Annotated in this window: 10 protein-coding genes; 8 read left to right on the top strand and 2 right to left on the bottom strand. The window is 47.3% G+C overall.

Features of this window, described 5'->3' with window-relative positions; translation table 11 throughout:
- Nucleotides 1-200: 200 nt before the first annotated feature.
- The 6 genes from WBA89_RS22700 (at nt 201) to galT (ending at nt 5,876) form a co-directional block, all read left to right on the top strand.
- Nucleotides 201-1,226, top strand: coding sequence for an aldo/keto reductase (locus WBA89_RS22700; protein WP_424409642.1), 1,026 nt, complete (start codon nt 201-203; stop codon nt 1,224-1,226).
- Nucleotides 1,227-2,261: 1,035 nt separating this feature from the next.
- Entirely contained in the window at nt 2,262-3,572 is a 1,311-nt protein-coding gene (locus WBA89_RS22695) for a glycosyltransferase (protein ID WP_424409641.1), read from the top strand.
- A 63-nt stretch (nt 3,573-3,635) separates the two neighbouring features.
- Nucleotides 3,636-4,031 (top strand): UDP-galactopyranose mutase, encoded by a 396-nt coding sequence (locus WBA89_RS22690; protein WP_424409640.1) that lies wholly within the window; start codon nt 3,636-3,638, stop codon nt 4,029-4,031.
- A gap of 42 nt (nt 4,032-4,073) precedes the next feature.
- On the top strand, nt 4,074-4,238 hold the full coding sequence (locus WBA89_RS22685; protein WP_424409638.1) for a hypothetical protein: 165 nt from the start codon (nt 4,074-4,076) through the stop codon (nt 4,236-4,238).
- 97 nt (nt 4,239-4,335) lie between these two features.
- Nucleotides 4,336-4,692 (top strand): STAS domain-containing protein, encoded by a 357-nt coding sequence (locus tag WBA89_RS22680; protein WP_424409636.1) that lies wholly within the window; start codon nt 4,336-4,338, stop codon nt 4,690-4,692.
- Nucleotides 4,693-4,790: 98 nt separating this feature from the next.
- Nucleotides 4,791-5,876 carry a galactose-1-phosphate uridylyltransferase gene (galT, locus tag WBA89_RS22675; protein WP_424409634.1) on the top strand — a complete coding sequence of 362 codons (1,086 nt, stop codon included), beginning with the start codon at nt 4,791-4,793 and terminating at the stop codon, nt 5,874-5,876.
- A 333-nt stretch (nt 5,877-6,209) separates the two neighbouring features.
- Here the strand turns inward: galT and WBA89_RS22670 are convergent, their stop codons facing one another.
- Both WBA89_RS22670 and pdhA read right to left on the bottom strand, forming a co-directional pair.
- Nucleotides 6,210-6,662 (bottom strand): clan AA aspartic protease, encoded by a 453-nt coding sequence (locus WBA89_RS22670; RefSeq protein ID WP_424409633.1) that lies wholly within the window; start codon nt 6,660-6,662, stop codon nt 6,210-6,212.
- A gap of 112 nt (nt 6,663-6,774) precedes the next feature.
- Nucleotides 6,775-7,803 carry a pyruvate dehydrogenase (acetyl-transferring) E1 component subunit alpha gene (gene pdhA, locus WBA89_RS22665; RefSeq protein ID WP_424409632.1) on the bottom strand — a complete coding sequence of 343 codons (1,029 nt, stop codon included), beginning with the start codon at nt 7,801-7,803 and terminating at the stop codon, nt 6,775-6,777.
- A 424-nt stretch (nt 7,804-8,227) separates the two neighbouring features.
- On the opposite strand from pdhA, the gene WBA89_RS22660 reads away from it, so the two are divergent.
- Nucleotides 8,228-10,540 (top strand): IMS domain-containing protein, encoded by a 2,313-nt coding sequence (locus WBA89_RS22660; RefSeq protein WP_424409631.1) that lies wholly within the window; start codon nt 8,228-8,230, stop codon nt 10,538-10,540.
- A gap of 463 nt (nt 10,541-11,003) precedes the next feature.
- The gene (locus WBA89_RS22655) at nt 11,004-12,224 is read left to right on the top strand and encodes a glycosyltransferase family 4 protein (RefSeq protein WP_424409630.1); all 1,221 of its coding nucleotides are present in this window, start codon (nt 11,004-11,006) and stop codon (nt 12,222-12,224) included.
- The last annotated feature ends 339 nt before the right edge of the window (nt 12,225-12,563 follow it).

Raw genomic sequence — 12,563 nt, 5'->3', positions numbered from 1 at the left:
GGTTATATATTTAGCAAGCGGGGACAGCACTGGAAAAGCAAAACTAAGATGCTCCCGATCGGCATTTTGACTTGACCAAAACATTCAACATCCAGCACAGCCCTAACCCACCGCCAAAGCCCGCCACCGCCGACTGATGGCAACAGTACGGCAAATCCCGATCTAAACTGTTAACAGCAGCTAACTAAGAAAATGCCGACATGAGATACAAACTACTAGGTAACAGCGGACTCCGCGTTTCCGAAATCTGCCTCGGAACCATGACTTTTGGCGAAGAATGGGGTTGGGGCGGTTCCTGCGAAGAAAGCCGCAAAATGTTCGACGCATTTGCAGAAGCAGGCGGCAATTTCATTGATACCGCAAATTTCTACACCAACGGTACTAGCGAAAAATATATCGGCGATTTCATCGCAGCCGATCGCGAAAAATGGGTAGTCGCCACCAAATACAGCCTCAACACCAAGAATGGCGAAATCAACGGTTTCGGGAACCACCGCAAAAATATGGTGCAAGCAGTAGAAGCCAGCTTGAAGCGGCTGCAAGTTGAATACATAGATTTGCTGTGGCTGCACGCTTGGGATTTTACCACCCCAATCGAAGAAGTAATGCGCGCCTTTGACGATTTGGTGCGCGCCGGCAAAGTTCTTTATATCGGCATTTCCGATACACCCGCTTGGATTGTTTCTCAAGCAAATACGATCGCCCAAATGCGCGGCTGGACACCATTTATCGGCCTGCAAATCGAGTATTCTTTAAAAGAGCGAACACCCGAACGGGATTTGCTGCCAATGGCAAAAGCCTTCAACATTGGCGTGACAGCTTGGAGCCCCCTAGCCGGCGGCTTGCTGACCGGAAAATACAACACTTCAGAAACCGCCAGCGAAGCTAAACGGCTTAATTCACCAGAATCGGGAAAAATCAGCGAACGAGACCTCAATATTGCTCGCGAAGTTAGTAAAATAGCAGCCGAAATTGGCAAACCTGCATCTCAAGTAGCCCTGAATTGGCTGCGACAACAGTCAGTCAAAGTTATTCCGATTGTGGGTTCCCGCAAACTCTCGCAACTTCAGGAAAATCTCGCTTGTTTGGAGTTTCAATTAACTCCCGAACAAATGCAGCAATTAGACAAAGTAAGTGCAATTGAATTGGGTTTCCCCCACGATTTCTTAAAGAGTTCGACGGTGCAAGATTTTGCCTTTGGAGGGGGAATCGCCAAAATAGACTGAAGAAAGGATTCCGGACACTTGGCGCGCTTGCTGGGAGGAGAAAAAAATTTATTTATGGGGATTCTCGCCAGCAAAAGTGCCTTCCTCCTCCTGCCTCCTTAATTTAACTTCGTACCCCACCGTCAATCTCATCACCTTAATTTCTTGTCACAGACTTGCATAAAATCCTAGGTTTCTCGTCTCTGTTACCTGGTTTCTCCGGTATTGCCCAGAAGGGTGCAAGAGGTGGGTTTAACTTGAGATACTGCACCCTTCTCAATCACCTGTAGGGGTTTCCTTCACCCACAGCTTTAAAAGTTGCAGGCAGGTTAAATAAACCCGCCCCAATCCACTCTGTTTAATCCGAAAACCTCAACCATAAACTGTTATTTCTTAATCTATCGGAAGTTATAAATTTATGCTAAAGTTTATATATGTTAGGCTACAAATATTCCTTGCGAGCGATCGGACAAGTTGAAAAAAGCGAGATTTTTCAAATCACAGGGCAACAAAAATTCGATCGCACTTTTCTCTATTGTACCAAATAAAAGAGTAAAAATGCCTCGACTTTAATACCGATTTAAAAAAATATTTTAACGGCAGGCAAGCTTCAAACCCTTAATTCATCAGCCATTCCCAATTTTTCAACTCACTTGCAAACCGCAAATCTCAAAAGGTATAACCCCTTACCTGCTAGTTAAGTCATTGTACAAGGTCGATCGGCATTTTAACCGCTTTTCAACCCAGCATCCAAGCTAAGCGCGCCCTGACAGCTAAGTCATCCTTCAGATAGAAGTAATAGCAAAAAAAATGGGTTAAATTTAGCAACAATAGCAAGTCTCAACACATTAACTTATCTCCTACTTTTAATTTGGAAACAAGCAGATAAGGGTATTTTTCTGCTGTTCAACAGTTGCCTTTTTTGCTTTTAATCAATGCGGCATTTGCTCGTCAACAATACAAATATTCAAATTGATGCTTGCAACTTTCACCAAGACAATGCCCAGAAGGATCTCTTAATCACAAGTTTTAATTGACCAACTATCGAGGCTAATTATGTCCCCCCCACAAAACTCAGTCAAAAATAATTATAGCAATAAAGGTCGAGCATGGGAAATCCGATTTACTTCTATAGATCCCGCAAAATCGCCCTCTCAATTTGCTCACTCGGCGGCAATGCGCGCCAACTTATCAAAAGCTGCTGTTTTGGATGCACTAGATATAGTTTGCCTGTCTCATTGGCGGTGGAATTCCGTCTATCAGCGCCCGCAAAATCTCTTGAGTTGCTGTGCCAAAAATCGTCGCGTATTCTTTGTAGAAGAACCGATTTTGAGCGCGGTTAAAGATTGGTGGCTTGATGTCAGCATCCACGCCAGCGGAGTCTGGGTAATAGTACCGCACCTGAACGAAGAAATTAGCGAACAAACAGCACAAACTGCTCAGCAAGCCATGCTAGATGATTTGTTTCAATCAGCAGAAATTAGCCAGTACGTACTCTGGTATTACACGCCAATGGCTGTCTCTTTCACAAACCACTTAAAGCCGCTAGCTGTAGTCTACGACTGCATGAACGAACTGTCAGCATTTCACGACCTGCATCCCGATTTTCAAGCAAATGAAACCCAACTATTAAAGCGCGCCAGCGTCGTATTTACAGGCACGCAAAGCCTTTGCGAAGCCAAACAGCACCAGCACGCAAACGTTCATGTTTTCCCCAACAGCATCGAAAAAGAACACTTTGCTACAGCCAGGAATATTTCTGAAGAACCTGCGGATCAACAAGACATTCCTCACCCGCGTTTGGGATTTTTTGGCGCTATAGACGAAGGCACGGACATCGAACTGCTGGGCGGCATTGCTGAAGCGAAACCAAACTGGCATTTAGCAATCGTTGGCTCGTTGGTGAAAATCGATCGGGCAACTCTACCAACTAACCCAAACATACACTATCTCGGCGACAAATCTTATCAAGAACTGCCAGCCTATATTGCGGGGTGGGATTTAGGAATACTGCCGTTGGCGATTGACGAATCGACTAAATTTTTTAGTCAAACTAAAGCTCTAGAATGCCTCGCTGCGGGTAAACCGGTGATTTCTACTTCGATCCGATCCGCGGTGCAGCCCTACGGAGAAAAGGGTTTGGTTCGGATTGCCAGCAATGTTGCAGAATTTGTTGCTGCTGCGGAAGAAATTATGAGCGAAAGTTCAGACGATCGCACTAAGTGGCTGAGCGAAGTAGATGCTTTTTTGGCCGACAATTCTTGGGAGAATACTTGGGGCGAAATGCTGAAATTGATCGAAAGTGCGATCGCAGGAAAAAAGCAGAAAGCAGAAGAAAAGATGAAGTTTTTAAGTGAAGAATATTGAGATACAACACTCTATGTTACTAACTGAGAAATTACTTTTTTGCTAATTGCTAGATGTCTTTAAATGTTCGATGGTTTAATTCTCAAAGCAGGATTTGCAGGTAGCGTTACTGCCGAAAAACTAGCAACTCAGGCGGGAAAAACAGTCTCGATCGTTGATACGCGCAACCGCATCGGCGGCAAGGGCATTGTCTGCGAATATCCCCAAGCTGACGCACACCCTTACTACCCGGTTCCGCGTCTTAAAAATGCCAAATTTTACAATAAGTATCAGGCTTTGGCTGATGAGTCTCCTGGCGTTTGTTTTGTGGGAATGCTGGCAGCTTATATCGTTTCCGGTTGCATCGGAATAATAAAATCGAATCAACAGTTAACACTGAACCATTCTGTTTTTCCACCCGCCCGTCAACAGTCAACAGTCAACAGTCAACAATTCCGGTATGAGTGCAACCGGAATTGATATTACAGGTATTGCAACACGCTTCTAGTTGTCGATCGAGCTTTGACAGCTTATATTCCAATTACTACCAAGCGGGTGATTGAATTGCTGGAAAATCTTAACGGTTATGCCTATAATTTAATTTCGTGGAATAAACTTGCCCGCCCTGTTTGTGCTTCTCTAGAAGTCGCTGCTGTCAGCGGCAGCGGCAAATCTGCTAGCGAGTAGCTGCCAGTTGCGGGTAAAAATCTAAGGTGCGCCGCCTGCAGCGTACTGGGTTTGTATCAAAAGTTCTTTAACAGTTCAAACAAGAGTTGAGGTAAAAATGAGCGCGATAGTTAAAATTGTTTTGTCTCATGAGGTTTTGGAAAAACCTCAATTTGGTAAGTTACAGAAAGAAATAGAACGCTTAATTGAAAGCGGGGGCAAAATTATTATGCTGGATTTCTCAAATATCAATTTTTTGAAAAATTCTGAGTTAATGGCTGTAGTGGCGACCGTGAAATTAGTGAGAGACAGCGCCTGTATACTTTTGATATCTGCAATGAGCGAACAAGTGAGAATACTATTTGAATTAACGGGATTAGAACAAATATTTCAGTGCTTTCCGCCTGCGGAAGATGTTGCTATCAAAAGTGACATAACTGAGCCTTTAGCAGGTTTGCAAACCGTTGCCAGCTAGGGGAGAGATGCGAGTATGTATAGGGTGCAAACCGATCGACAATCCCTGCATTTTCTACTCCTACAATCTATTAAAAGCGATCGCCCGCCCCAACCTAAATGTACTTCCAAATATTGCAAAAACCCGACGGCCGCCCGCTGAAACTGTACAGCCGCTACCCAATTCCCGAAGGTATAGAAGCCGTAAGCCCCAGCCATAAACCCGTAGAGGCAAACCCGCATTTTCGCTGGCATCCTTTGCGGGGGGAATGGGTGGCCTACGCCAGCCACCGCCAGGGAAGAACTTTCATGCCGCCGCCGGAATACAACCCGCTGGCTGCTACAATTAATCCTAAATTTCCGACAGAATTGCCCTCTGGCAAATACGATATAGCAGTGTTTGACAACCGTTTTCCTTCGATGATTTTGCAGGCGAAAAATGCACCGGCAAGTATTGTGGAAACTTTGCCAGCTAACGGCGTTTGCGAAGTTGTTGTTTTCACTCAAGATCCGCTGGCTTCCCTCGGTTCTTTAGAGTTATCTCACTTGGAATTGCTGTTAGAAGTGTGGGCCGATCGCACTTTAGTTATCGGCAGCAATCCCGAAATTCAATACGTCTTGCCTTTTGAAAATCGCGGCATCGAGGTTGGAGTGACTTTGCACCATCCCCACGGTCAAATTTACGCTTATCCTTTTGTGCCTCCGGTGCCGGCGCGGATGTTAGAATGTCAGTCGGTTTACTATCAAAAAAACTGTTCGGGTTTGCTGCAAGATTTGATTCAAAAAGAGATTGCTGACAAACAGCGAATTATTTATTTAGACGCAGAGGCGATCGCCTTTGTGCCCGCTTGCGCCCGCTACCCTTACGAAGTGTGGATTGCGCCCATCGCCCCTGCTGCTACATTCATCGATCTTACCGAAAAACAGCGCCAATCTCTGGCTAAAGCTTTAAAAACAGTCACCCTCAAATACGACGGTTTGTGGCAGCGCCCGTTTCCTTATTTGATGGCTTGGTTTCAAGCGCCCGCCGACGGAAAGCCTCACCCAGAGGCGCATTTGCACGCTGAATTTTATCCGCCCTACCGTTCGGGCGATCGGCTAAAATATCTAGCAGGAACCGAACTGGCCGCCGGAATGTTTGCCAACGACGCACTTCCCGAAGAAAAAGCTAAAGAATTGCAAGCCGTAGCTGTCAATCTCTATTAATAACCTCGCTCAATTTGGTTCGTAGTGATGACTTTAGTTCTTCTTTATTAAACACTTTTTTAAGAAAAACTAAAGTCCCAGGGGGAACCTTGCTCGTTACCAGGCTCTGCCTAGTAATGCAGGTGCGGAGGAAGAGCCTCCTTTGAGGAAGGCAACTTACAGTAGAGAGAACTGTAGGAGGTATTTAAGTTATTAAGTTTTCGATCCTAAAATCCTTACTGCGAACCTTTTTTCAGAAAAAGTGAAGTCCTCACGACGAACCAATACGGTTCACTTAAGATTGTCATATATCTATGAAAAAACCGGGTTTATGAGGTATCATGAATATGGTTTTTATACTCTCAACACAGCTCTTTCGGGATTTTCGGGATTTGGAACTAAACGCTGATTTTTGCAATCTACCAGCAAGTCTAAAGTTTCTAACACAGTTTGACCTATCAGCACGATATCGCCTAAAACCATTGCGGCCTCGATCGTCTCCCGCCCTGCCATTTCAATAATCATAGGCCCAGTCAATCCCACTGTTTCTTGTCTGCCATCAGCATATTTTGCTATTTCCTGACTCCGAATTCTCAAACCAAGGTGTTCGCAAACTTCTACAGGAATTGCTGTGCGTACTGCACCAGTATCTATCAGTGCTTCTGCTTCGTACACTCGCAGAAGATTTGGATTGAGCAATCCTCTCTTGACTAACTCTTCATCAATGGCATTTGTTAGTTTGACTTTGACTCTAACTGCACCCATATTTTTGGTTGTTTGACTCCAATTGCGATCGATATTTATCATAGCGCCTCTCTTTTTCTACAGAAAGTCTACCTTCGATTATAGCTTGAAATTCGTGCAGCCACAGGTTAAAACCTGCGGCTGCAATTCAACGCAAATTATCGCGAACTAACTACTAATCTTCAGCATAGATATAGCGATACAATTCGCTCGGATCGGGTTCGGGACTCTTTTCGGCAAAATCTACCGCATCGTCAATTACTGCTTGAATCTTCTTCTCGATGTCTTTTAATTCTTCAGCAGTTGCCAAAGTTCGATCGATCAAATCAGCAGCCAACTTCTTAATCGGATCGCGGGGGAACCAATATTCCTTCTCTTCCTTAGAGCGCAACTCGTCGGGATCGGCCAAAGAATGACCGCGAAAGCGATAAGTCAAAGCCTCGATTACAGTCGGGCCTTCGCCAGCCCTGGCCCTTGCTATGGCTTCCTTGGCGACTTCCCGCACGGCCAAAACATTCATCCCGTCAACCTCAACTCCAGCCATGCCAAAAGCATGAGCTTTCTTGTAAATCAAGGGGTCAGAAGTGGCTCGCTCGTGGGCCATGCCGATCGCCCATTTGTTGTTTTCCACAACATAAAGAATCGGCAACTTCCACAAAGCAGCCATATTCAAACATTCAAAAAACTGCCCGTTATTTGCAGCACCGTCGCCAAAAAAACAAGCAGTCACGCCATCGGAACTTTCATCGCCCAAAGCTTCGCGCCGGTACTTCGATTGAAAAGCCGCCCCCGTAGCTACCGGAATCCCTTCAGCCACAAAAGCATAGCCTCCCAACAATCGGTGTTCGCCCGAAAACATATGCATCGAACCGCCGCGGCCCTTCGAGCAACCGGTTTCCTTCCCGAACAACTCCGCCATCACTTCCCGCGCCGGTACGCCCGCGCTCAAAGCGTGAACGTGATCGCGGTAGGTGCTGCTGACGTAATCCGTACTATCGCGGCGCATCGATCGAATCACGCCCGTAGACACCGCTTCCTGGCCGTTGTACAAGTGGACAAAACCAAACATTTTGCCCCGGTAGTACATCTCAGCGCACTTGTCTTCAAAAAAGCGCCCCAAAACCATATCCTCGTAGAGCATCAAGCCCTCATCCCGAGAAATAGTTACGCTCTGCGCGTCAAAAGCTGGTAGAGTCCGTTCCATAAAAAATTAATACCCGATCGGCTTCTTAGACAGGTCATATCTTGCCATACTCAACTCAATGTAAACCGAGAGTGGACACAACCGCAGCAGAAAATGGGCGAACATTTTCAAGCGCAGCAGTTACAAGGATTGTTAAAATGAGCTTAGTATGGGAAATTTGCCAAAATTGGGAGAGCCAACTGCCACATCGACCCGCTGCGGTTGTGTCTAAAACTTAAGATCGGTCTTGTTCAAAGTGGGGCAGGATGCGAACCTCACTCTAAAACGCCTTAGAGGGAAACAGTCGGAGTACCTTGAAGGAAGTTCTCGATATCCTTAACAGGACTCAGAAGCTCACATCAAAATCATATTTTTTAGATTTGATGTGAGAGCATCACCTAAGATAGGCTAATTCAGTTGCTAGCGCTTTGGGGAAGTGGACGTAGTGTTAATTCCACTAGATTACTACCGGATTTTGGGTCTACCGATTCAAGCTACTGCCGAACAGTTGCAGCAGGCTCACCGCGATCGAACTTTACAGCTTCCGCGCCGGGAGTATTCCGAAGTTGCGATCGTCGCCCGGAAACAACTGCTCGATGAAGCCTGCGCCGTTCTGTCAGACTCAGACGGGCGCAAAGCTTACGATGCCAGTTTTTTAGCCAAAACATACGATCGAGAGTCGGAAGCAGCAATTGCAGCCAAGCAGAGGTTGAAAACCTCAGCGGGGCAGACCACAGTTTTGCAAGAGGCAGGAGAAATCGTTCCGGCAGAGTCTAAGGCATTAGACGCTGCTCCCGATCCCCACACTCCAAGTATTGAAATCGATGACAACCAATTCGTAGGAGCTCTGCTCGTACTGCAAGAACTGGGGGAATACGAACTCGTACAGAAACTGGGTCGCCCGTATCTCAACAATGGCAGCATCGCGATCGGCGAAGGTCGCTTCGGCGACCCCCAGCTCGTGCGGCCGGATATAGTTTTAACAGTAAGTCTTGCGTGTCTCGAACTCGGTCGCGAACAGTGGCAGCAAGGTCAATACCAAAATGCCGCCAAATCATTAGAAGCAGGTCAAGAACTGCTGCTGCGCGAAAGCCTATTTTCAAGCGTGAGGGGTGAAATGCAAGCCGATATATACAAACTCCGTCCGTACAACATTTTAGAATTACTGTCGCTCCCGGAAGAAAAAGTCGCCTCGCGCCGCCAGGGACTGGAAATCCTGCGAGAAATGCTCGAAGAACGGGGCGGGATCGACGGTTCGGGAGACGATCGATCGGGTTTGGGCATAGAAGACTTCCTCCGCTTCGTCCAGCAACTGCGGAAACACCTAACCAGCAGCGAGCAGCAGACCCTATTTGAAGCCGAAGCCGGTCGCCCCTCGGCAGTCGCTACTTACCTGTCGGTTTACACGCTGTTAGCCCAAGGATTTGCCACCAGAGCACCTGCGATGATCCGCCGCGCCAAGCTGATGCTGATGCAGCTCGGCCGCCGCCAAGACGTTCACCTGGAAAAAGCAGTGTGTTCGCTGCTGCTGGGCCAAACAGAAGAAGCCAGCAGAGCTCTCGAACTCAGTTCGGAAAAAGAACCCCTGGCTTTCATTCGCGAACATTCCCAAGATTCTCCCGATTTGTTGCCCGGACTGTGCTTGTACGCCGAACACTGGCTGCAAGAAGAAGTGTTTCCGCACTTCCGCGACTTGGCTTCCGAGTCAGTTTCCTTGAAAGATTATTTTGCCGATCCGAAAGTCCAAGCTTATCTAGAAGCTTTGCCTTCGGATGCAGAAACTGCTAACGAATGGGTGGTCGTGCAGCCCCGATCGGGCAAACCCCAAGGACGGCTGCAACCGGCGGGCGATCGCCCGCCCGCCCCCCCGCAGCCGCCTGGTGCTAAGCATGGAGCCAGTAGCGTCACCTTGACCCCCGTACCGGCAGACACCTCTACAGCAGCGGGAAGCCCGAAATACCAGCCATCGGCGGCAGGAATCGGAGCGGCTGGTGCGGTCTCTCTCCCGACAGCAACGGCGGCACGCCCGACACCGCCGACCTCCAAAAACCGCAGGCGTCCGAGTTCAAGCGGGCGGGGCACAGGGACAGGTCAGGGGGTAGCAGGCGAACTTGGCGATCTTTGGCGCACCAAAGCTGCACAAGTTTCCGCGCAAGTCAAGTCCATGCCTCCAAACAAGCTGGCTTTGTTGATAGCCGCAGGTGTCCTGAGTTTGTTGCTGCTGTGGTTAATACTCAGTCTGTTGGCGAGTGCCCTGCAAGCCATATCGGGCCCGTCCCTGCGAGGAGAACAAGCCTCTGTCAGCCTGGAAGCACTGCCTGTCGAAATCCCGGCTCCTACTGCTGCCGCCCCCGAACCGAGCGCTTCTGTGTCGGGACCGATCGCCGAGCAAGCTGCAGGACAAATAATTCAAGGCTGGCTGTCGGCGAAAGCAGCGGCTTTGGGCCCCAACCACGCTATCGAAGAATTAAAGCCAGTTCTGACAGAACCGGCTTTGTCTCGCTGGCAATTGATGGCAGAAGCTCAACAGAAAAACAACGCCTACCAGCGTTACGTACACAAGCTGGAAGTTAAAGGAGTTACGACAAATCCGACAAATCCCGATCGGGCGCAAGTAGAAGCCCAAGTAGCCGAAAAAGCTGATGTGTTCGATCGCGATCAGCTCGTTTCTTCGCGCAACGAAAACCTGCGCGTCCGCTACGATTTGATCCGTCAAGATGGACAGTGGCGGATTATGGATTGGCAAGTGATGAGGTAGGGAATGGGGAATTGGGAATTGGGAATGGGGAATTGGGAATGGGGAATTGGGAATTGGGAATTAGGCCTTTATAGGATTGGTAACCCGAAGCTAGTAACCAATAACTTCTTCCTTCTTCCCTCCCCCCTCCCCCCTCCCCCCTTGGGGGGGCAGGGGGGGGTTCTTCTTCCTGATGACGTTGTACGGAAAGCTCAGAGGCGACAGCACAAATAACAAATAACAACTAACAACTAACAACTAACAACTAACAACTAACAAGTAACAAATAACAAATAACAAATAACAACTAACAAATAACAACTAACAACTAACAACTAACAAATAACAACTAACAAATAACAAATAACAAATAACAACTAACAAATAACAACTAACAAATAACAACTAACAAATAACAAATAACTTCGATTACATCCCGTAAATTGCTCGTTACCGAACTTTTTTCTGCTATAAATTTAATTTTTTGGACGGGAGTGTTGAGTTGCAGATTATTGTTGAAGGCTGGCGTTTTATTTATCATTCCTACTGCGTAGCAAATCAATTTCAACTGCTAGAAATGCTGGCTCGCCCGCGAAAAGAAATAGAACTTTTCCACCGCGATATGCCCTACATAGACCCAGCTTGGGAAACAAAAATTAGTTTGTTCGATCGCCCAAATGAAACATTACTCCGCAGCATTCCGAGCCCTGCGGTAAATCAGTCGGCCGACGTGACGCTGCGAATGCACTGTCCGTGGGACTTTTCAGCATCCCGCAGCGCCGAAACTTGGGTGTTTGCAGCGACAGAATGGGGGATTGTTACCCGCAATGTATTGGATGCGATGGGGGTAAGGTCGATCGTCCAAACTCCGGTTAATTCACAAGTAAAAATTATTACACCTTCGGCGTGGTCAAAGGCCGGCTTAATTCGCAGCGGGGTTGAGGCCGATCGCATTGCTGTTGTACCTTTGGGTGTCGATCCTCAGATTTATTATCCGGCCGAGGGCGATCGGCGTCAATCGCTCAGGGACAATTTCGGCTGGTCAAACTATTTTATATTTTTAAACATCGGCGGACAAACCGATCGCAAAGGCATTCGCCCTTTATTAAAAGCCTTTGCTGCGGTGGTTGACAAATATCCCCATGCGAGATTGGTTTTAAAAGGTTCTGAACTGCTTTATCCTTCCAGAGACGAGATTGCGGAAGCCTGTCGAGTGGTGCTCGACGATGCCGAAAGAGCGAGGGTTTTACCGAGGTTGATTTATACTGGGACGCAGCTATCTTTTGCTCGAGTAGCTGAGTTGTACCAAGCTGCGGATGTTTATGTTTCTCCCTATTTGGCGGAAGGTTTTAATCTGCCGGTGTTGGAGGCTGCGGCTTGCGGTTTGCTGGTAATCTGCACTGCGGGCGGCCCTACGGATGATTTTACGCGATCGGACTTTGCGCTGCGGGTAGAGAGTAAATTTACGGCTGTGGTTGTTGATGGGGAAACTTTGTTTATGTTAGCTCCTGAGTGGGAACATTTGACTGATTTGATGCAAAGTGCGATCGAACAGCCTGGAATAGCTGCCAAAGCTAGGGTTGCGGGGCCTGGTTTTGTGGCTGAGCATTTTTCTTGGCGCTGCGGAGTCGATCGATTGTTTGAGGTTATTGGAGGGGATAAAAAGAGTGAGAAGAAGTCTATTTTTGAGCCAATAATTTTGTAGTTTGGGCATTTCAAGCCCTAGATGGGGTTTTAGGTATTTTCCGGCGTAGGCAAATACGTGTCGATGGTAATTCCAAATCGTTTCAATCCCTGATAGGGTTTTAGGTATTTTCCGGCCCGAAGTTGAATTTATATGTCATTTTGCAGATATTCGTTTCAATCCCTGATAGGGTTTTAGGTATTTTCCGGCTCCTCTGCTTATGAAGAAGCTAGTAAGCAAATTGTTTCAATCCCTGATAGGGTTTTAGGTATTTTCCGGCACAGGTAGAAATCTATCTCTAGATATGCTCTATGTTTCAATCCCTGATAGGGTTTTAGGTATTTTCCGGCTATTGAGAAA

The organism is Microcoleus sp. (assembly GCF_049646505.1).
Taxonomy (GTDB): Bacteria; Cyanobacteriota; Cyanobacteriia; order Cyanobacteriales; family Microcoleaceae; genus Microcoleus.
Note: the sequence above shows the minus strand (reverse complement) of the source record. Positions and strands in the feature narration are given on the sequence as shown.